This is a genomic window from Bifidobacterium angulatum DSM 20098 = JCM 7096 (assembly GCF_001025155.1).
Taxonomy (GTDB): domain Bacteria; phylum Actinomycetota; class Actinomycetes; order Actinomycetales; family Bifidobacteriaceae; genus Bifidobacterium; species Bifidobacterium angulatum.
Genome location: NZ_AP012322.1, coordinates 15,478 through 35,440 on the forward strand (window position 1 = coordinate 15,478; position 19,963 = coordinate 35,440).

Below are 19,963 nucleotides of genomic sequence, written 5' to 3' on the forward strand. Positions count from 1 at the left end.
CAGATCAGTCGTTGCCGTTGCCGGTTTGGCAGGTGCCGTCTGCCGAATCGTCGCATTGGGCGTTCTGGCCTTGGCTGGACTGGCCGCTATTGGTGGAATTCTGGTTTTGATTCTGATTCTGGTTTTGATTGGCGGCGTTCTGCTGTTCCTGCTGTTTGCGTTGTGCCTCGGCGTCGGCCTGCTGCTTGGCGCTGATCGAGGCGTTGACGTCGGATGCGGCCTTCTGCAATTGGGATTTGGCGTTATTCACGTCGGATTGCGCCGGCGTGGACTGTCCGGCGACGTTATTGGCGTTGCTGATCGCGTTCTGCAATGCGGTGCGTGTGCTTTCGTCCGCGACCTGGCCGGCGGAATTGTTCAGTACATTCTGCGCGTTGCTGATAGTGGCGTTCAGATCGGCTTTCAATGCGTTGACATCCTTGGCGTCCTTGCTGCTGTTTGCGGCTTCCAAGGCGTCTTGAATGGCCTTGCGCGCCTCTTTCGCCTGTTTGGTGGCGTTCTTGAAGCTGGTCGTGTTCGTTTTCAGCTCGTTGGCTTTCATATCCGCGGAGCAGCTTGCCGTTGTGGTAACGGATGAGGCGTTGGCAATAGCCTGATTGAGAGTGGTCAGCGTCTGCTGATCGTCTACGGTGCTGGCTGCTGGCGCGTTCTGTTGCGCCTGCGTCGCCTCCGCGTTCAGTTTCTTGACCGTATCGTTATATGACGACTGCGCGCCGGTGCATGCGGCATAGGCAAGCTTTCCGCTGTTCGAGCGGAAGAACATCACGCCAGCCACGATGAGTGCGACAACCGCAATGGCTGCGATGACGATTCCGGCGATCTTGCCGTTGGAGAGTTTCCTGGCTTTTTTGTTCGGTGCCGTGCCGTCTTGCTCGGCGTCATCGTGGTCGTTGGGAGGAATGGTGGGCGGCAGAATCGTCGGTTGCGTCGAAGGGGTGATGGTACGAGGAGTGGTTTGGCCGGCTACGCGTGGCTGGGCGGTGTCAGGGGTGAACACCTGCGTAGGCTGGTCGGCCTGATTGCCGAATATGGTGGACTGCGTGGCTGGCGCCGTTTGCGGCATGGCTTGCGTGGCCTGTAGTTGAGCCGGCATGGCCTGTGTTGCCTGCAGCTGATCCGGCGTTGACGAAGCTGCTGGGGGCGTCGGCATAGTGGGGAACGCCTGCGTGGGTTGCGATGCGATGGGGAACGCCTGCGTGGGCTGTGGCATGGCCTGCGTGGGCTGTTGTGCGGCTGATGTCGTCTGCGGCATGGCTTGTGTGGGTTGCGCGGCCGAGGGTGCCGTGCCCGGTGCGGCAAAGTCCTCGAGATCCCATAGCGGCGGCATGGCCTGTGTCTCGCCTAGCGATGCGGAACTGGGCGGGGTTTCCGGGGTCGCTGCGGTATTCGATACCGGATTCGAGCTGGTGGGGAACGCCTGCGTCGCTTCGCTGTTCTGCGATTGATTCAGCACAGTGGTTTCCTCGTCGGACGGACGATTGGCGCGAGGCTGACGTTGAAAATCGAAGTGGAACTCGCCACTGGGGTCGTTCATGCTTATCTCCTTGTATATGCAAAGGCGGCCGGTGAAGGCCGCCGAAACGAAATATCGGATACCGCGAGTCAGTCGGTGATGCGCGCGCGGTAGAAGTTCTCATAGGAACGGCTCGGCGTCGGGCCGCGCTGCCCCTGGTAATGCGATCCGGTGCCGGCGGACCCGTACGGGTGTTCCGCCGGGGAGCTGAGCTGGAAGAAGCACATCTGACCGATTTTCATGCCAGGCCACAGCTTGACCGGTAGCGTGGAGACGTTGGACAGTTCCAACGTGATATGCCCCTCAAAACCGGGGTCGATGAATCCGGCTGTGGAATGCGTCAGGATTCCCAGGCGTCCAAGCGAGCTTTTGCCTTCCAGGCGAGCCGCGATGCTGGCATCGAGTTTGACATACTCCCAAGTGGATCCCAACGCGAATTCCCCCGGATGCAGGATCCACGGCTCGTCCGCCTTGACCTCGAACTGTTCGGTCAGCTCGCCCTGGTTTTCGGCGGGATCGACATAGGTGTAGGCGTGATTGTTGAACAAACGGAAGAACCGGTCGAGCCTGACGTCGATTGAGGCAGGCTGCACCATCTCCGGCGTCCATGGATCCAATGAAATATGTCCTTCGGCCTGTGCGGTCAGAATGTCGCGGTCGGACAACAGCATGAGAGCTCCTCGCAAATGGAAACGATACTGACCGCCAGTCTAGTGCCTGCCGTCTATCGCGGTTGCGATAAGGACGTTTGGCATAATGCGCGGTATTGAGGAATTCTCAGGTATTTATCAGATAACCGTATCGGTAAGCACAGGAACGTGAGGTTATATAGGACCTGTCGAAAGCAATCGACCCGGGCCATATGGCTCCGATAATTGAATCTTCTTCTTCTCTCCTTTTTCTGTCCCCGGTGGCGACCCCACCGGGGTTTCCTTTGTCGGCACACTCGCCGGCATGCAATGCAGCGGTTTGCGAAACGGCATTGCCGACTCAGACTCCCGAATCCGCATCCACCTGCATCACGTAGATATTGCGACGCAGCGCCTTGGCCTGCGCACGGGTGATATCGCCGGCTTCGAGCATGTCCTGCACAACGCCGAGCTCGATGCCGTAGCTGTCCCGTTTGATATCGGCTGCCTGATTGGCGGCCTCGGTGCTTCCCTCCATATTCGGGCGTGATTTCAGCGAGGCTTCGGCTCGACGATAATCAAGGATCAGTGCGGAGCAGAATTCCGTGTTGTAGGTGTCTTTGGTCATTTCCTCGCTGAGTCGTTCAATGACATGATCGATGGCTTCGACCTGAAGCACCTGCGTGTGCGCGAAGATCTGATCTTCGCTGACAAGCGGAGTGGTTCGACGGATGCGATTGCCTACGCGCTTGACGATATTGCCCGTTCGATGCTGGAATCGGCGGATACGGCCGCGAATCTGGGATACGGTATGCCCTGATTCCGGGTTCGCGGACGCATGTCGAAGCGAATTCATGATCTGGTCGAGCATGCGCTCGCACGCTTCCAGATTCAGTTCCTGCACAGCCTTGTTGGCATTCGGATGCGCCCTGACCTCGGCCTGCCGGGCACGCACGAATTCCTTCTCCCAATACAGTGCCTGGAGCTTGAGCTGTTCATAGCCGTGCAAGTCGACGATGCCGGCGAGCTGCTTCAAACGGCTGATGCGTTTGGTGTAGGAATCGATGACCATCAGCACTGCACGGCGGTTGTCCGGGGTGATGCGGGTGGTGAGTTCCTCCACCGTCTGTCTCAGCACCTCGATCGTGACCTCGAACATTTCGGACGAAGTGTTTTCGGCATGGTTCGGCGCCAGCAGCGGCAGCGTGAAGTTGGCCAGCAGCAACGTCATGACGATGACGCCGGCGGCGATGAAGATCAGTTCATCGCGCATGGGGAATTCCGCGCCTGCCGCAATGGTGTAAGGAATGGTGAACATCAGCGACAATGTGATGGCGCCTTTGGGGCCGCCGAATGTCATGACCGCGGCGGAACGCCAGCGGTCGGGCGACATTTTGCGACGCTTGCCGGTTGTGGTGTCGCGCGCGAGACACAGCATGGAAGCCACCCAGATGAAACGAAGCGTGATCACCACAACGGTGATCAGCAGGATCACCGTCAGCAGTTGCTTATTGCTGACGTTCGGATCGGACCAGCTTGCCGTCATCGCCTGGGGCAGCAGCATGCCCAGCAGAATGAACACCGCGCCGTTCAGCGTGAACGACAGTACTCCCCACACGCTTGAGGACACAATATTGGTACGTGCCACGTTCGGCCCGATTCCGGTACGGTCGAAACGGATCAGCAGACCTGCAGTGACTACGGAAAGAATACCCGACACATGGCATTCCTCCGCTCCCACATACAGCAGCACCGGAAGGAACAGTTCCATGAGAATGCGGGTGGTGGTGTTCTCCCATCCCAGCGAGCGGACGGTTTCGAACAGCCAGTTGATGAACAGTCCGACGATAAATCCGAACGCCGCTCCCCCGATGAACGAGACGATGAATTCCCCGGTGGCTTTTCCAACGGCGAATTCCCCGGTGATGGCGGCAGAGATCGCGAACTGGAACCCGACGATGCCCGAAGCGTCGTTGAACAGGGATTCGCCTTTCAATACGCTGCGTTGGCGCGTGGTCAGCGAAGCCTCTTTGCCTAATGAGCTGACGGCGACGGCGTCGGTTGGCCCCAAGGCGGCACCTAAGGCCAGTCCGGCCGCCAAGGGCATTGCCGGCCAGATCGAGTGCAGGGCGAATCCGACCGCTGCCATGGTGGCGATGGCCAGTCCGATGGCAAGGGATAGGCTGAGTTTCACGGTTTTCAGCAATTCGGACTTGTCGATGTCATGGGCTTCGAGATACAGCAGCGGCGCGATGAACAGCACCATGAACAATTCCGGGTTCAGCTGTACGCCCTGGAAGAACGGCAGCTGGCTGGCAAGGGCGCCCAACGCGATCTGCACGAGCGGCGTGGATACCTTGGGTATGAAGCGACTGAGAAATGATGACGCCACGACAATGGCGATAATGCAGAGAATAAGTTCGATTACGGCCACAAGTTTCCTTACCTTGGAGGGACGTTGATAACAGTATAGAGACCGGTTTCCATCAATGTGCCGTCTGTCTTATGCCGTGAGGCGAATCGGATCGCCAGGGGCGGGACGGAGGGGGTTCTGCGATGCTGTGCCCAGGTAGACTGGCGGTATGAACGATGATAAGGCGATGCGTTGTGCGCTGGAATTGGCGCATCGCGCCGCAGAGCACGGTGATGTGCCTGTAGGCGCACTGGTGCTTGATGCGCATGGACATATTGCGGGCGAGGGATGGAACACCCGTGAGGTCGATGGCGATCCGTTGGCCCACGCGGAGGTCGCGGCCATGCGTGAGGCAGCCGAACATGGCTGGAATCTTGCCGATTGCACGTTGGTGGTTACGTTGGAGCCGTGCCCGATGTGTGCGGGCGCATGCATACAGACGCATATCGGGAGAATCGTGTTCGGCGCGTGGGATGCCAAGCTCGGCGCCTGCGGGTCGGTGTGGGATATTCCCCGCGATCCGCATGTAGGTTCCGTGCCGGAGGTGTATGGCGGTGTTATGGAGCGGGAATGCGCCCAGGTGCTGAGTGAGTTCTTCGCGGCTCGCCGTTGAGCCGCCGTAGCGCTCGCCGTCGTTGTTATCTGGTGTGGGCGCTTATTTGGCGTGATAGCCGTGTGTGATGCGTGCCACCAGGCCGCGTGCTGCCGGTGTGATCTTCAATGCGGTCCACAGGCATCGTGCGGCGATGACGACCAGATAGACGGTGAAGAGATTCGTGCCGACGCGTGGGCTGACGGTGCCGGCGATCATGGTGCCGAGTGGTGCGGAAAGCGCGGATACGATGCCGATGACGAGTCCGTCCTTGACGATTACGAGGTTGCGTTTGCTGTTCGCCACTGTCGCGGTAATCGAGCTGGGGAACATGGCGAGCAGCGAGGTTCCGCGTGCGATGAGGTCGGAGGCGCCGAAGATCAGCGACAGCGATGGAACGGCGATGGCGCCGCCGCCGATGCCGAGCAGTCCGGCCAGTGTGCCGATGAATACGCCCACGAGGATGATGGCGATGCCGGTCTCCGGCGTCAATGCGATTGAAGAATCCCTGGACGGCGTGAAACATATCTGTGAAACAATCACGAAGCAGAGGAAGACCACGTAGAACCAGCGTAGGAACACCTCGGAGAGCCTAGACAGCAGCCAGCTGCCGATCTGCGAGCCGACCATCATGCCCACGGCCAGCAGCAGCGCGGCAATCCAGTCCACGTCGCCGCCGTGCGCATAGGAGATCACACCGGAGATCGACGTGATGATGATCGCACAGATCGAGGTCGCCGCGGCCTGCCGTTGCGTCAGACCGATCCAGACGAGCGCCGGCACGATGACGGTGCCGCCGCCGATGCCGAACATGCCGGAGAACAGGCCGGCGATGAGGCCTACCGCAAGAAGAATGCACAGTGTGCGTCGTGCGCTGCCGTGAAGTGCTGCCTGTTCGTAATCCATGGAATGAGTGGCCTCCCGCCTTGTTGCTTCGGCAATCCTACGAAATGATAGGTCGTGTTCGGGATGACGCAATAAATTAGTTTCTGAAAACAAGAAACACGCTGGGGTGCGGCAAAAAATAGTTCCGGGCATACTATAGAAGCAGCAAATCTCCCGGTTTCACGAAGAGAAGGATGGTGCAATGTCGCACATTCAACAATTCCAAGGCAATACCGCAAACGGCACCGCGATCACTGTCGTGTACGCGCAGCAGCCGGCCGTCGATGTGGCGGTGGCATTTGCGTTCGTCGGCAACGATCTGCCTCGACTGGTGCACTGGGGTCGGCCGATCAGCGCTCCCGAAACGCTGGTGGGCGCTTATGACGCGCAGAATCCGCAGCGCGTCTCCGGTGCGCTTGACTACACCCCGTGGCCGAGCGTCCTGCCCACACAGTCGGAATCCTGGATCGGCGCCGACCGCTTCGATGTGAGCCGTGACGGACGCAAGCTGTTCTGCAAATTCACCGTCACGAACATCTCCGCCGAAACCGTCGAAGCCGGCAATGCCTACGATATGACGGTGGAAGGCGGCTACCCGCAGTGGAAGGTGTCGGATTCCCCCAAGGCCACGCCGACCATCACCGCCACTGCCGAAGACGCCGAGCAAGGCGTCAGAATCGTATGGACCTGCGAGCTTGATGCCAGCGGTCTGATGCGTCAGAAGGCGTCCGTGATCAATATCGGTTCCGGCCAGTTGGAAGTCGGCAAGGTGGAACTTGCCTACACCATTCCCGCGGACGCCACCGAGATTCTGACCACAACCGGCCATCATCTGCATGAGCGTTCCCCGCAGCGCCAGCCGCTCACCGTGGGACGCTTCGAACGGGTCTCCATGGTCGGGCGCCCGGATTTCGATGCCACGTTGCTGCTCTCCGCGGGCGAGACGGGCTTCGGCTTCACCCGAGGCGACGTGTATTCCGCTCACGTCGGTTGGAGTGGCAACAGCGTGCTTTCCATCGAACGACTCCCCTACACGGCAGGCGTGCTGGGCGGCGGCGAAGTGCTGCTGGGTGGTGAGATCAGCCTGGGCGAAGGTGAGGAATACGCCACCCCATGGCTGTACGGCTCCTATGGCACCGGCCTGAACGAGGTGTCGTCCAGATTCCACTCCTATATTCGCAATGTGCACCGCGACTGGCGTGCGGAGCATGGCATCGCCGCAAAGCCCCGCCCGGTCATCCTCAACACATGGGAGGCGGTCTACTTCAATCACGATTACGACACCCTCACCGCGCTTGCAGACAAGGCCGCGGAAAGCGGCGTCGAACGCTTCGTGGTGGATGATGGCTGGTTCGGCTCCCGCCGCGATGACACGTCAGGCCTGGGTGATTGGGAGATCTCCCAGGATGTATGGCCAGACGGCCCCAAGTCGTTGAAGGCGCTGGCGGACTACGTGCACGGCAAGGGGCTTGAGTTCGGCCTGTGGTTCGAGCCGGAAATGGTCAATCCAGATTCCAACATGTTCCGTAACCATCCCGATTGGGTGATGAAGCCGACCGCGAATCGTCTGCCGATGCAGGGGCGCACCCAGCAGGTCGTCGATCTGACCAATCCGGATGCGTACGCCTACGTGTACGGCGCAATGGACAAGCTGGTCGGAGAGCTGGGCATCGACTACATCAAGTGGGATCACAACAAGCTCGTCACCGAAGAGGTTTCCCCGCGTACCGGGCGCCCTGCGGCACATGCGCAGACCCTTGCCGTCTACAGGATTTTCCATGACCTCAAGGCGGCGCACCCCGGACTGGAAATCGAAAGCTGCTCGTCCGGCGGCGGCCGCATCGATGTGGGCATTCTCGAAGTCGCCGATCGCGTCTGGGTCTCCGACTGCGTCGATCCGGTCGAGCGCGCCGATATCCAGCGCTATACCTCGCTGCTGGTGCCTCCGGAGATGATGGGCGAGCATGTCGGCGACAGCCCCGCACACTCCACGCATCGTGCCACGTCGCAGGAGATGCGCATGGCCATGGCGTTCTTCGGACACATGGGCGTCGAATGGAATCTGCTGAAGCAGCCGCAGGAAGATATCGACAAGCTGCATGAGTGGGTGTCGGAATTCAAGAAGCATCGCGAATGGTTCGCCGTCGATACGGTGGTCCATTCCGACGCGGCCGACCCTGCCGTGCGCGTGGACGGTTGCGTCATGCCGAACAAGGATGCTGCCATCTATCGTTTCACGCAGCTGACCACGTCACAGACCTACCCGGCCGCCCCCGTGCGTTTGCCCGGTCTTGATCCCGATGCCGTATACGAGGTGTCTCCGCTTGAGGTAAGCCTCGATCTGGCCAAGCAGGATATCGGCAACGGGCAGAGTCCGCTGGGTTGGTGGACCGCTGAAGGCGTGAGGATGACGGGTCGTGCGCTTGCCTCCTATGGCATTCGCCCGCCGGCTCTTCACCCGGCCCAGGCCGTGCTGTTCAAGGTCGTTCGCGTCTGACGGCCTCGTGATGGCTTCGTGACGGGTGCGCATGGTTCTTATGCCTGCGCACCCGTTTTTTCATGGCAATAGGCGCGCTGTGAGCCTAGCCGATATGGCTCACGATTACACGTGACGCCGCGGCCCTGGCCCATAAGGACCAGTCATGGTCGAGAATCTCGAATTCCACCGGAGCGGCTTGGCTGTGCCGGTGCGCGTTGATGCCGTTGCGCAGTGTGTCGATGCCTCGTTGCGCGATGAACGCCGACTCTCCCGCGATCATGATTTTTTCCGGCATGGCGATATTCGAGATGATCGCGATAAGCGTTCCCAATCGGAAGCAGGTGCGATTGACCAGTTTGGTCGCCTGCGGCACATGGTTGCGCATATCGCGTTCGAAATCGTCGAACGTGACTGGCTTGCCGATGAGTCGGGAATATTGGTCGGCGATGGAGTCGTCGGTCAGGCATTGTGAACAGCCTCGATGCCCTGAATCGCAGTATGGGCCATCCGGGTCCAGCGGGATGTGCCCCACCAGTCCATAGCTTTTATCCGCGCAGTCGATGAGCTTGCCGTGCATCGCCAGCGAATAGCCCACGCCGGACCCGATGGTCAGTGTGGCGAAGCTGCGCAATCCCACGCCGGACCCGAACCAGCATTCGTTTACCAGCATTGAATCGATGTCGTTGTATACGCCGGTCGGCAGGCCTGTGGCTTGTTTCACCATTTCGGAAAGGTTCACGTCGTGGTCCCAATGCAGGAATGGCGCGAAGGTGATGGTGGTGTCATGTTCGATATGGCCGCCAACGGCGATGCCCACGGCGTATGGGCGCGGCAGCCCGGTTGTTATCGCCTCGCTGGAACAGTCGCTGATGAGCCTGGTCAGGGTTTGCGTCACCATGTCCGGCGCACTGTCGGTGATCGGCGCCTCGTGGCATCCGGTGACGATATTGTTTCCCGCGTCGACGACGACGGCGTGTGCCATGGTGCCGTTGAGCTTGATGCCCACGAAGGTTTTGGAACGGCAGTTCAGTTTCAGCCCTGTCTGTGGTCTGCCGCGGCGTTCTGTGTTTGATGCGGCGGTAAAGTCCTTGGGCAATGTGGCGGACATGGTCTCGCCGGGTTCCGTCTCCACGATGACGCCGTTGTGGATGAGGTCGCTGGTGATGCGCGAGACCGCGCCTTGTGACAGTCCCAGGATGTGCGCGAGCGTGATGCGTGATATGGGGCCGTATTTGGTGATACAGGCCGCTACTTCGTGCGTGTATTCTGATCCCTCGAACCATTGAGGGATGGGATGTATCGCCATAGACTCTTCTCTTTTCATATTTACTATCCAAGAGTAACTAATTCATAGAGCATACCAACATATGCAGTGTGATGCTTGTTGCGGCACCCGATAATGCGGGAAGAGGGGCAAGACGGGGGTGTGCGCGGCGGCCACCGGCTTTGCGATGATGGTTGTCGCGCGTATCATCCTCGGCCTGGCGGTGTTTGCGGTGTTCGCCGTGCTGTCCATTCCATTTGTGGCCCGTTGCGTTCCGGAGACCAAAGGCAGGTCTTTGGAGGAGATCGAACGTGACCTGGTCAGGCGGTAGCTGTTTTTCGTAGGTTTGGCTCCGCTTGGCTCAAGGTGTCCGCGGACGGTGAAATTCCATGGCGGGCGCCTTGTTCTTTCCTATTTTCTTTCCTTCGATATGAAATTTCTCGCTGTTTTATTGCGCAACAGACAGACACACGAAAGGTGGGAATGAAAAAACAAATAATTTATCCTGAAACATGTCGGTTGCGGTGATGATGCCGCATCCCCAAGGAAGGGAAAGAGGTCGACGATGGGAACAGCATCTCATATAAGGCACAAGACAATAGCCCGTGCGCTCACACGCACGGCAACGGCTGTATGCGCAGCCGTGATGGGATTGGGCGTTGCCGGCTGTGGCACTGCGAACGCCGGCACGGTAACCTTGGATTTCTTCCAATACAAGGCCGAGGCCGCCGACTGGTTTACGGCCAAAGCGCGTGAATTCGAGAAGACCCATCCGAACATCAAAATCAATGTCAACAATTCGTCCGACGCAACCACCGATCTGCGTACGCGTCTGGTGAAGAACCGCGAGCCCGACGTCATCACCATCAACGGCGACATCAATTACGGTATGCTCGCCGAAGCAGGTGTCTTCCACGATTTCACCGATGATGAGATCGTTGACGAACTCAATCCGGGCATGGTGAAGATCGCCAAGAGTCTCGTGCAGACCACTGACCAGTCCAAGAAGCGTTTGTATGCGATTCCATACGCCGGAAACGCAAGCGGCTACATCATCAACGCCGACGTATGGAAGCAGGCCGGCGAAGACCCGGAGAACCCGCCTCAGACCTGGAGCGAGTTCATCGCATTGCTCAAGCGTTTCAAGGCCAAGGGAATCACGCCGATCGAAGCAAGCACCGCCGACCCGTGGACACTGCAGGCGCCGTTGTCCTCGCTGAATTCGACGCTGGTGCCGGAATCGGAATATGCGAATCTTAAGGATGGTTCCAAGAAGTTCTCCGACCTGTGGTCCACGGTGAGCGACGAACTGGTCGAAATCTACCAGAACTACACGCAGAAGAACCCGGCCGTCACCTATCAGCAGGCCACGCAGGATCTCGCTGCCGGCAAGGCCGCGATTCTGCCGCTGGGCACATACGCCATCCCCCAGGTTCGTCTGATCGACAAGAACGCCAACCTGCGGTTCGCGCAGATGCCCGCCACCGACAACGCCAAGGAACAGCAGCTCACCGCCGGTGACGACGTGATGCTGACCATGGGCGCCCATACCAAGCATGAGAAGGAGGCCCGTGAGTTCGTGGACTTCCTGATGAGCGACGAGAACGTCAAGGACTACTCCAAGCAGCAGTCGGCATTCTCCCCATACAAGAACACGTATGTCGGTGATAGCGCGCTCAACGGTGTGCTGTCGTTCTATAAGGCCGGCAAGCTGACTGACTTCTGCGACCATTACGTGCCTGCCAGCATCAATATCGCCGGTTTCCTGCAGACGCTGATCCAAACCGGCAACAAAGACAAATTCCTGAGCAGTATGCAAAGCGAATACGACAAGATCGAAGCCAGGAACTTCAGGTGAGGGAGGGAAGAACCATGAGTGTCAATACTGCTGCACAATCCGCTGGAAAGCCGGCGAAGAAAAAGGTCTCGAAGTTCTCCAAGCGCAAGGTCGATCCGGCGTTTTATTGGATGACGGTTCCGGCTGCGATCCTGGTGGGCATATTCCTGTACTTCCCGTTCCTTCAGGGAGCGATGTACTCGTTCACGAATTCGCAGGGATATGGCGATTTCAAGTTCATTGGACTCAAGAACTACTTCGCCATGTTCCAGGATGCGCGCGTGGGCCATGCCTACCTGTTCACGATTTTCATCGCGGTCCTGATCACCATCGGCACGAATTTCCTCGGCATGTTCCTGGCGGTGCTGCTGAACTCCAAGATCGCCTTCAAGAACGGGTTCCGCGCCATCTTCTTCATCCCGTACACCTTGTCGGTGCTGGTCATCGGCTATGTGTTCAAGTACATCTTCATGACCCCGCTGCCGGAGCTCGGTCAGGCGTTGCACATCGACTGGCTGTCCACGTCGATGCTGTCCAATCCCGATCTGGCTTGGTTCCCGATCGTGTTCCTGTCGATCTGGCAGGGTGTGGCGTATTCCACGCTGCTGTACCTGGCGGGCCTGCAGACCATCGATAACGAGATCTACGAGGCCGCGGCCATCGATGGCGTGAGCGCATGGCAGAACTTCTGGCAGATCACCTTCCCGCTGATCGGCCCGTTCTTCACCATCAACATGGTGCTGAGCCTCAAGAACTCGCTTGGCGCATTCGACCAGATCATGGCGTTGACCAAGGGCGGCCCGGATTCCAAGACCGAAACCGTCTCCTACCTGATCTTCCAGAACGGCTTGGGCAATGGCGAATACTCCTATCAGATGGCGAACGCGGTCACGTTCTTCATCGTGCTGGCTGTTCTCGCGTTTGTGCAGCTGAAGTTCTTCGGCAACAAGGAAAAGGTCTGAGTAGAGGTCTGAAAGTAAGGGGCGATTAACATGACTTCCGCAAATGTTTCGACTACAGCCAAGGGTTCTGCCGGCACCGTAGGGCTTCGCAAGGACCATAAGATCAACTGGTGGCTCACTGCTGCCGTCGCGGTGCTGAGCCTGACCGTTCTGGTGCCACTGTATTTCACCGTGGTCACCGCGTTGAAAACGCCTGGTGAGGCGGGTTCGTTCGGTCTGCCGTCCTCATGGCAGTGGCATAACTTCGTTGACGCGTGGAACAAAGTGAACTATCCGAAGGCCGCGCTCAACTCCGCCATTATCACCGTGTGCGCCGTGGTGCTCACTTTGCTGACGAACACATTCGTCGCATACGCCGTGGCAAGGAACATGGATAAGCGGTTCTTCCGCTTCCTGTACTACTTCTTCCTTGCCATGATGTTCGTGCCGTTTACCGTGATCATGCTGCCGATCGCCAAGGAAATGGGGTCGTTGCATCTCGATAATCAGCTTGGTCTGATTATTCTGTACACGATTCTGGGCATCGGTACGAATCTGTTCATTGCAATCGGCTTCATCCGGTCGATTCCGGTTTCATTGGAAGAAGCCGCGCGTATTGACGGTGCTTCGACCTGGCGCATCTTCTGGACGGTGATTTTCCCGCTGATGGGCCCGATCAACGCCACGATCGCAATTCTGACCGCGCTGTGGGCGTGGAACGACTTCCTGCTGCCGCTGATCACGCTGACCGATCAGAGCAATCAGACGATTCCGCTGGCGCAGTACGTGTTCCAGAGCCAGTTCACGTCGAACTACCCGATGGCCTTCGCGTCCTACCTGATGGCCATGGCTCCGGTGCTTATCGTCTACGTCTTCGCCCAGAAGTGGGTCGTCGGCGGTGTAATGAGGGGAGCCGTTAAGTGAACAGCCCAGTGGGCTGTTCATAGGCTCCCCCGAGCGGGACGAGCCGCTTGAGATACGCGGTTGGCTGGATGTTTTGGCAATATTCCGCTAACCGCGTTTCTGTAAACGTTTCACGCTATAAATAGTCACTTGTATGGTTCTTGTCTCAGGTGAGATTTGCAACATCAATGAATGTACAGAAAGCAAAGGAGCTTATTCGCATGACCGATTTCAATCGTTCCGTCCTTCCCGACTCGGTGCGCACCAATGGCGCCACCCCGAACCCATGGTGGGCCAATGCGGTGGTCTATCAGATCTACCCGCGTTCCTTCCAGGATTCCAATGGCGACGGCATTGGCGACATCAAGGGCATCACCAGTCGTCTTGACTATCTTGCAGGTCTTGGCGTGGATGTGCTGTGGCTCTCCCCCGTCTACAAGTCCCCGCAGGACGATAACGGCTACGATATCTCCGACTATCAGGATATCGACCCGCTGTTCGGCACGATGGAAGATATGGATGAGCTGCTTGCCGAAGCGCACAAGCGCGGCTTGAAGATCGTTATGGATCTGGTTGTGAACCACACTTCGGACGAGCACGCCTGGTTCCAGGCTTCGCGCGACAAGAACGATCCGCATGCGGACTGGTATTGGTGGCGTCCCGCCAAGCCGGGCCACGAACCGGGTACCCCGGGTGCCGAGCCGAATCAGTGGGGTTCCTATTTCGGTGGTTCCGCTTGGGAATACGATCCGAAGCGTGGCGAATACTTCTTCCATCAGTATTCCAAGAAACAGCCTGATCTCAACTGGGAGAATCCGGAGGTGCGCAAGGCCGTCTACAAGATGATGAATTGGTGGATGGATCGTGGCATCGACGGCTTCCGTATGGATGTGATCACGCAGATTTCGAAGGTCGTTGACGAGAACGGCAAGCTGCCGGGCGAGGAAGGCGGCCTTATCGCCGACGAGCCGGTTGGTCCGGAAGGCTATTCCAGCCCATTCCCCTTCTGCTCCGATGGTCCGCGCGTCGATGAATTTCTGGCTGAGATGCGTCGCGAGGTCTTCGAGGGGCGTGATGGCTACATGAACGTGGGTGAGGCTCCTGGCGTCACTCCGGCGCGAAATGAGCACATCACCGATCCGGCCAATGGCGAGCTTGACATGATGTTCCAGTTCAATCATGTCGGCATCGACCAGTCCGGTTCCAAGTGGGATACCGTGCCGTTCAAGGTGGCGAATCTGCGCCGCGAGCTTGCCGAACAGCAGAATGCCGTGGGCAAGGTCGGTTGGGCCAGTCTTTTCTTCTGCAATCATGATCAGCCGCGCGTGGTGTCTCGTTGGGGCGATGATTCCAGTGAGGCGAATCGTGTTGCATCGGCAAAGGCGTTTGCCTTGCTGCTGCATATGCATCGTGGCACGCCGTATGTGTATCAGGGAGAGGAATTGGGCATGACGAACGCTCATTTCACTTCACTTGATCAATATCGCGATCTGGAGGCGCTGAACGCTTATAAACAGCGTGTCGAAGAGGCCAAGGTGCAGTCCCCCGAGTCTATGATGGCCGCCCTTGCTTTGATCGGGCGCGACAACGCTCGCACGCCGATGCAGTGGGATGCGTCGAAGTTCGCCGGCTTCACTGATGAGAACGCTGCCGTCGAACCGTGGATCAGTGTGAATCCGAACCATGCCACGGTCAATGCCGATTGTCAGGTCGACGATCCGGATTCCGTATACGCCTTCTACCGGCAGCTGATCGCGTTGCGGCATAACAATCCGGTTGTTGCCGCAGGCACGTGGCATCTGATCGATGTCAACGATGATTACGTCTATGCGTTCGTCCGCAAGCTGGGCGACGCCGCGTTGCTTACCGTGGTGAATCTGTCGGGCAAGCGTGTGGCTATTCCCTCCGATAGTGCCGCCTTGACGGAATCCGGGGTTTCCGAGCCGCGGATCGTGGTGTCTACGCATGGAGCGACGCATGCTGTGGTTTCCTTGGCGAATAAGGAATTGAGCGCTTGGGAGGGCATCGTCGTCGAATTGTGACGCATGGTGCGGCGGCATTGCGCAGCCGTGCGTAAGTCGGTGAGGGGAACGTGACTGCATCGCGTTCCCCTCATGCGTTGGTCTGCTGATGTTCGAGAAGCGGTTTGCCCAATGCAAGTGCGACTCATACAATGCCATGTATGGAACAAAAGGACGTACTGAAAGCACTGCAGCGTGACCATGCAGCCGAACTCAAACTCGCAGCGAAGCGTTTGAAGGGCACGGCTCGCCACACCAAAATCATTCCCTCCCCGGTGCTGAGCGAAACAACGGGTCATGAGATTCTGCTCAAACCCGAGAATCTGCAGGTCACCGGTTCGTTCAAGATTCGCGGTGCCTATAACAAGATCGCTTCTTTGAGCGAGGAGGAGCTATCCCATGGCATTGTCACCGCTTCCGCGGGTAATCATGCTCAGGGCGTGGCCTATGCCGCTCGTGAGCGTGGTGCCAAGGCGACTATCTGCATGCCGCAGATCACTCCCCCGCTGAAGGTCGATGCGACCAAGGCCTATGGTGCCGATGTGGTGCTGTGTGGCGAGGTGTTTGATGAGTCCGCGGCTCGCGCACAGGAGCTTAGCGAAACCGAAGGCATGATCTATGTGCCGCCGTTCGACGATTACGAGGTATTGTGCGGTCAGGGCACCATCGGTTTGGAGATTCTTGAGGATGTGCCTAATGTCACCGATGTTGTCGTTCCGCTGGGTGGCGGCGGTCTGGGCGCTGGCGTGGCGTTGGCCATTAAGACGTTCAAACCGGAAGTGCGTGTGATTGGCGCGATTCCGGAGGGTAGCCCCGCCTGGAAGAATTCGCTGGCCGCTGGTCGTGTTGTGCCGGCCGATGATGTGGTCACTTCTGCCGAAGGCGTCGCCGTCAAGCGTCCTGGCGATCTTACGTTCGCGCTGCTCAACGAGTTCCTTGACGATCTGGTCACGGTGTCCGAGCGTGATATCAACGAGATGATTCTGCTTATGCTGGAGAAGCACAAGCTGGTGGTCGAGGCCGCCGGCGCCGTGTCGTTGGCAGCACTTGAGCATCTGAATCTGCGTTCGCGCAAATTCGCTGAAGCGCAAGGCCCGCATGTGGTGGTGCCGATTCTTTCCGGCGGCAACGAAGATACCGTGTCTATCGGTGCCGTGATTCAAAAGGGCATGATTGCCCGCGGTCGCATTATGAATTTTGAGGTTGAGCTTCCCGATAAGCCTGGTCAGCTGGTCAAGGTTGCGACCATTCTTGCGAGCGAACGCGCCAATGTGATTGCGTTGGATCATGATCAGTTCAAGGCTTCCGGCCATTACACCAATGCGGTGTCCTTGGGTGTGACCGTGGAGACGAACGGTCCGGATCATATCGATCGTATTCTTATGGCGCTCAGGGAGGCTGGGTTCCAGCCCAAGCGCATCTACTGATTGCGGCGTGCACGCCAGGAATCACGAAGGCCCGGTTCATGTGAACCGGGCCTTTTCCGTCGTTCCGCATGTCCGTTGTCGGCATGTGGAGGTGTGTTTGTTCAGCTGTTGGCTGCGATGGTTTCATCCACGAGCTGCGGCAGGGCGGTTGCGATGTCGTCGTGAATCAGCCTTGTTGCCAGTCGGTCGTATTGTGTGCGTCCCATGTTCATGATGGTGATCGGCACGCCTGCTTGTGCTGCGACCGGTACGATGCTCGCCGCAGGCATTACTTCCAGTGTCGACCCGATTACCCACAGTTCGTCGGCCTGCGTGGCCAGGCGATACGATTTTTCGATCGCGCCGTCCGGCAGTGCTTCGCCGAAATAGACGACGTCGGTTTTGATGAGTCCGTTGCATGGCATGTTTCCGCTATACGGCAGTGTGCGATGGCAGTGCGGATCCGGCTCGTTGTCCAGATTCGCCATGATTTCGGCGGTGTCGTACTGCTGGTGGCATTTCATGCAGTGTGAGGTGCCGATGGTGCCGTGCAGGTTCACGATGATGTCGCTGCTGTTGCCGGCCTTTTCATGTAATGCGTCGAAGTTTTGCGTGGCCAGTAGCGTCAGCATGCCGGCCTGTTCCAGTTTGACGAGCGCCTTGTGCGCGGTGCCCGGCTGCGCATTCCATACAGGGGATTCCTTTTGCCAACGCCAGGAGTATTCGCGATCCTCTTCATTGGCGAGAAAAGCATCGATGTCGTATACGTTCATCTGTTCGGGGTGTTTGGTCCACACGCCGTCCGGTCCTCGGAAATCGGGAATGCCTGCCGAGGTCGAGATGCCAGCGCCTGTCAATACTGCGATCTTTTTGCTCATGCGCACTACCCTACGCCTGTTGGATGCATGTAATGAGTGCTGTGAGGCGTCTTCTGTACTGTGACGCGCCGTTGTCTGGTTGTTCTGTGGGTGGTTCCGGTGTCCCCGTGGGTGTCGTGGGTGTGGTTCGGTCCGGTTTCGGGGTGTTTTCGACACGCCGGTGTTTGCGTGTGTTTCCAATGGTTTTGGGGGTGTTCGTGTGGGTCGGGGTTGCGTGTGTGCCGGTGTTGGTGTAAGTTTTTCTCTTGCTGCTCGGCACGGGGTGCTTCCCCTTGGGGCTGGTGCTTCCGGTCCGGTGCGGTGGTGGTTTGAGAACTCAAGAGCGTGTCTGTACTACTTTATGCAAGTCAATGATTGCCAGTCCGCCGTCCGCTTCCCGTTGGGGAGTGGCCGAGGGGCCTTGAAGGTCGGCGGGGTTTTCGTGCGATAGCGCCTTTCCTTATAAGGCGAAGTCGATTTTCTTTATTTTGGGAGTCACATGTTGATTCCCTTCGCGAAGTTTTTTTGTGGAGGGTTCGATTCTGGCTCAGGATGAACGCTGGCGGCGTGCTTAACACATGCAAGTCGAACGGGATCGGCTGGAGCTTGCTCCGGCCGTGAGAGTGGCGAACGGGTGAGTAATGCGTGACCGACCTGCCCCGTACACCGGAATAGCTCCTGGAAACGGGTGGTAATGCCGGATGCTCCAGTCCATCGCATGGTGGTCTGGGAAAGATTTTATCGGTATGGGATGGGGTCGCGTCCTATCAGGTAGTCGGCGGGGTAACGGCCCACCGAGCCTACGACGGGTAGCCGGCCTGAGAGGGCGACCGGCCACATTGGGACTGAGATACGGCCCAGACTCCTACGGGAGGCAGCAGTGGGGAATATTGCACAATGGGCGCAAGCCTGATGCAGCGACGCCGCGTGCGGGATGACGGCCTTCGGGTTGTAAACCGCTTTTGTTGGGGAGCAAGCCTTCGGGTGAGTGTACCCTTCGAATAAGCACCGGCTAACTACGTGCCAGCAGCCGCGGTAATACGTAGGGTGCAAGCGTTATCCGGAATTATTGGGCGTAAAGAGCTCGTAGGCGGTTCGTCGCGTCCGGTGTGAAAGTCCATCGCTTAACGGTGGATCTGCGCCGGGTACGGGCGGGCTGGAGTGCGGTAGGGGAGACTGGAATTCCCGGTGTAACGGTGGAATGTGTAGATATCGGGAAGAACACCAATGGCGAAGGCAGGTCTCTGGGCCGTTACTGACGCTGAGGAGCGAAAGCGTGGGGAGCGAACAGGATTAGATACCCTGGTAGTCCACGCCGTAAACGGTGGATGCTGGATGTGGGGCCCATTCCACGGGTTCCGTGTCGGAGCTAACGCGTTAAGCATCCCGCCTGGGGAGTACGGCCGCAAGGCTAAAACTCAAAGAAATTGACGGGGGCCCGCACAAGCGGCGGAGCATGCGGATTAATTCGATGCAACGCGAAGAACCTTACCTGGGCTTGACATGTTCCCGACAGCCCCAGAGATGGGGCCTCCCTTCGGGGCGGGTTCACAGGTGGTGCATGGTCGTCGTCAGCTCGTGTCGTGAGATGTTGGGTTAAGTCCCGCAACGAGCGCAACCCTCGCCCCGTGTTGCCAGCACATGATGGTGGGAACTCACGGGGGACCGCCGGGGTTAACTCGGAGGAAGGTGGGGATGACGTCAGATCATCATGCCCCTTACGTCCAGGGCTTCACGCATGCTACAATGGCCGGTACAACGGGATGCGACATGGCGACATGGAGCGGATCCCTGAAAACCGGTCTCAGTTCGGATTGGAGTCTGCAACCCGACTCCATGAAGGCGGAGTCGCTAGTAATCGCGAATCAGCAACGTCGCGGTGAATGCGTTCCCGGGCCTTGTACACACCGCCCGTCAAGTCATGAAAGTGGGTAGCACCCGAAGCCGGTGGCCCAACCAGTTCGCTGGGGGGAGCCGTCTAAGGTGAGACTCGTGATTGGGACTAAGTCGTAACAAGGTAGCCGTACCGGAAGGTGCGGCTGGATCACCTCCTTTCTACGGAGATTGCAGTCCGTGTTTTCGGACAGTGTGTGCCGCGCCGGCGCGATGGTCGTGCCGTGTCGCGGGTGCTGGTGTGGAAGAGATCATGCGGCTTGCATGGTATGGGCATGCTTTTGGGCTCCCGGACCGCCACCCCGCGGGTTTTTCCCGTGGTGCGGTTCG

Annotated in this window: 13 protein-coding genes, 1 rRNA gene and 1 pseudogene; 9 read left to right on the forward strand and 6 right to left on the reverse strand. The window is 58.5% G+C overall.

The annotated features are described in order from the left end of the window. Window positions 1-4 precede the first annotated feature (4 nt). The 3 genes from BBAG_RS00055 to BBAG_RS00065 all read right to left on the reverse strand — a co-directional run bounded on the left by BBAG_RS00055 (window position 5) and on the right by BBAG_RS00065 (window position 4,576). Window positions 5-1,534, reverse strand: coding sequence for a hypothetical protein (locus tag BBAG_RS00055; protein ID WP_003825325.1), 1,530 nt, complete (start codon window positions 1,532-1,534; stop codon window positions 5-7). 68 nt (window positions 1,535-1,602) lie between these two features. Beyond that, window positions 1,603-2,184: a dCTP deaminase gene (gene dcd / locus BBAG_RS00060; RefSeq protein ID WP_003825327.1), complete on the reverse strand. Its 582-nt coding sequence runs from the start codon at window positions 2,182-2,184 to the stop codon at window positions 1,603-1,605. Between the two features lie 319 nt (window positions 2,185-2,503). Then, the gene (locus BBAG_RS00065; protein ID WP_003825329.1) at window positions 2,504-4,576 is read right to left on the reverse strand and encodes a cation:proton antiporter; all 2,073 of its coding nucleotides are present in this window, start codon (window positions 4,574-4,576) and stop codon (window positions 2,504-2,506) included. 148 nt (window positions 4,577-4,724) lie between these two features. Here BBAG_RS00065 and BBAG_RS00070 point away from each other — a divergent pair, with 148 nt between their 5' ends. Further along, complete coding sequence (locus tag BBAG_RS00070; protein WP_003825331.1) at window positions 4,725-5,168, forward strand: nucleoside deaminase; 444 nt, start codon at window positions 4,725-4,727, stop codon at window positions 5,166-5,168. Window positions 5,169-5,210: 42 nt separating this feature from the next. Here BBAG_RS00070 and BBAG_RS00075 read toward each other — a convergent pair whose 3' ends face one another. After that, a complete protein-coding gene (locus BBAG_RS00075; RefSeq protein WP_003825333.1) occupies window positions 5,211-6,053 on the reverse strand; it encodes a sulfite exporter TauE/SafE family protein in 843 nt (280 codons plus the stop codon). 181 nt (window positions 6,054-6,234) lie between these two features. On the opposite strand from BBAG_RS00075, the gene BBAG_RS00080 reads away from it, so the two are divergent. Further along, window positions 6,235-8,529: an alpha-galactosidase gene (locus tag BBAG_RS00080; protein WP_003825334.1), complete on the forward strand. Its 2,295-nt coding sequence runs from the start codon at window positions 6,235-6,237 to the stop codon at window positions 8,527-8,529. 85 nt (window positions 8,530-8,614) lie between these two features. Here BBAG_RS00080 and BBAG_RS00085 read toward each other — a convergent pair whose 3' ends face one another. Next, window positions 8,615-9,817, reverse strand: a complete 1,203-nt coding sequence (locus BBAG_RS00085) for an ROK family protein (RefSeq protein ID WP_033508753.1) — start codon at window positions 9,815-9,817, stop codon at window positions 8,615-8,617. A gap of 178 nt (window positions 9,818-9,995) precedes the next feature. Between BBAG_RS00085 and BBAG_RS08425 the strand changes: the two are divergent. From BBAG_RS08425 to ilvA, 6 genes and pseudogenes are all read left to right on the forward strand, one after another. After that, window positions 9,996-10,106, forward strand: a pseudogene (locus BBAG_RS08425) (MFS transporter); the annotation flags it as partial. Window positions 10,107-10,340: 234 nt separating this feature from the next. Next, complete coding sequence (locus tag BBAG_RS00090) at window positions 10,341-11,633, forward strand: ABC transporter substrate-binding protein (protein WP_033508755.1); 1,293 nt, start codon at window positions 10,341-10,343, stop codon at window positions 11,631-11,633. A 14-nt stretch (window positions 11,634-11,647) separates the two neighbouring features. Next, window positions 11,648-12,574: a carbohydrate ABC transporter permease gene (locus BBAG_RS00095; protein WP_003825341.1), complete on the forward strand. Its 927-nt coding sequence runs from the start codon at window positions 11,648-11,650 to the stop codon at window positions 12,572-12,574. A 30-nt stretch (window positions 12,575-12,604) separates the two neighbouring features. After that, the gene (locus tag BBAG_RS00100) at window positions 12,605-13,477 is read left to right on the forward strand and encodes a carbohydrate ABC transporter permease (RefSeq protein ID WP_003825342.1); all 873 of its coding nucleotides are present in this window, start codon (window positions 12,605-12,607) and stop codon (window positions 13,475-13,477) included. 200 nt (window positions 13,478-13,677) lie between these two features. Next, window positions 13,678-15,498, forward strand: a complete 1,821-nt coding sequence (locus BBAG_RS00105) for an alpha-glucosidase (RefSeq protein ID WP_033508757.1) — start codon at window positions 13,678-13,680, stop codon at window positions 15,496-15,498. 140 nt (window positions 15,499-15,638) lie between these two features. Further along, window positions 15,639-16,904: a threonine ammonia-lyase gene (gene ilvA, locus BBAG_RS00110; protein WP_003825344.1), complete on the forward strand. Its 1,266-nt coding sequence runs from the start codon at window positions 15,639-15,641 to the stop codon at window positions 16,902-16,904. 101 nt (window positions 16,905-17,005) lie between these two features. Here ilvA and BBAG_RS00115 read toward each other — a convergent pair whose 3' ends face one another. Then, on the reverse strand, window positions 17,006-17,761 hold the full coding sequence (locus tag BBAG_RS00115; RefSeq protein WP_003825345.1) for an SIR2 family NAD-dependent protein deacylase: 756 nt from the start codon (window positions 17,759-17,761) through the stop codon (window positions 17,006-17,008). Between the two features lie 503 nt (window positions 17,762-18,264). Here BBAG_RS00115 and BBAG_RS00120 point away from each other — a divergent pair. Next, window positions 18,265-19,795 (forward strand): 16S ribosomal RNA (locus tag BBAG_RS00120). The last annotated feature ends 168 nt before the right edge of the window (window positions 19,796-19,963 follow it).

Excerpts from the sequence above, each read along its gene's own strand:
- BBAG_RS00070 (WP_003825331.1), top strand. The coding sequence starts at position 4,725 with ATGAACGATGATAAGGCGATGCGTTGTGCGCTGGAATTGGCGCATCGC.
- BBAG_RS00100 (WP_003825342.1), top strand. The coding sequence starts at position 12,605 with ATGACTTCCGCAAATGTTTCGACTACAGCCAAGGGTTCTGCCGGCACC.
- BBAG_RS00095 (WP_003825341.1), top strand. The coding sequence starts at position 11,648 with ATGAGTGTCAATACTGCTGCACAATCCGCTGGAAAGCCGGCGAAGAAA.
- dcd (WP_003825327.1), bottom strand. The coding sequence starts at position 2,184 with ATGCTGTTGTCCGACCGCGACATTCTGACCGCACAGGCCGAAGGACAT.
- BBAG_RS00115 (WP_003825345.1), bottom strand. The coding sequence starts at position 17,761 with ATGAGCAAAAAGATCGCAGTATTGACAGGCGCTGGCATCTCGACCTCG.
- BBAG_RS00055 (WP_003825325.1), bottom strand. The coding sequence starts at position 1,534 with ATGAACGACCCCAGTGGCGAGTTCCACTTCGATTTTCAACGTCAGCCT.
- BBAG_RS00085 (WP_033508753.1), bottom strand. The coding sequence starts at position 9,817 with ATGGCGATACATCCCATCCCTCAATGGTTCGAGGGATCAGAATACACG.
- ilvA (WP_003825344.1), top strand. The coding sequence starts at position 15,639 with ATGGAACAAAAGGACGTACTGAAAGCACTGCAGCGTGACCATGCAGCC.
- BBAG_RS00090 (WP_033508755.1), top strand. The coding sequence starts at position 10,341 with ATGGGAACAGCATCTCATATAAGGCACAAGACAATAGCCCGTGCGCTC.
- BBAG_RS00105 (WP_033508757.1), top strand. The coding sequence starts at position 13,678 with ATGACCGATTTCAATCGTTCCGTCCTTCCCGACTCGGTGCGCACCAAT.
- BBAG_RS00080 (WP_003825334.1), top strand. The coding sequence starts at position 6,235 with ATGTCGCACATTCAACAATTCCAAGGCAATACCGCAAACGGCACCGCG.
- BBAG_RS00075 (WP_003825333.1), bottom strand. The coding sequence starts at position 6,053 with ATGGATTACGAACAGGCAGCACTTCACGGCAGCGCACGACGCACACTG.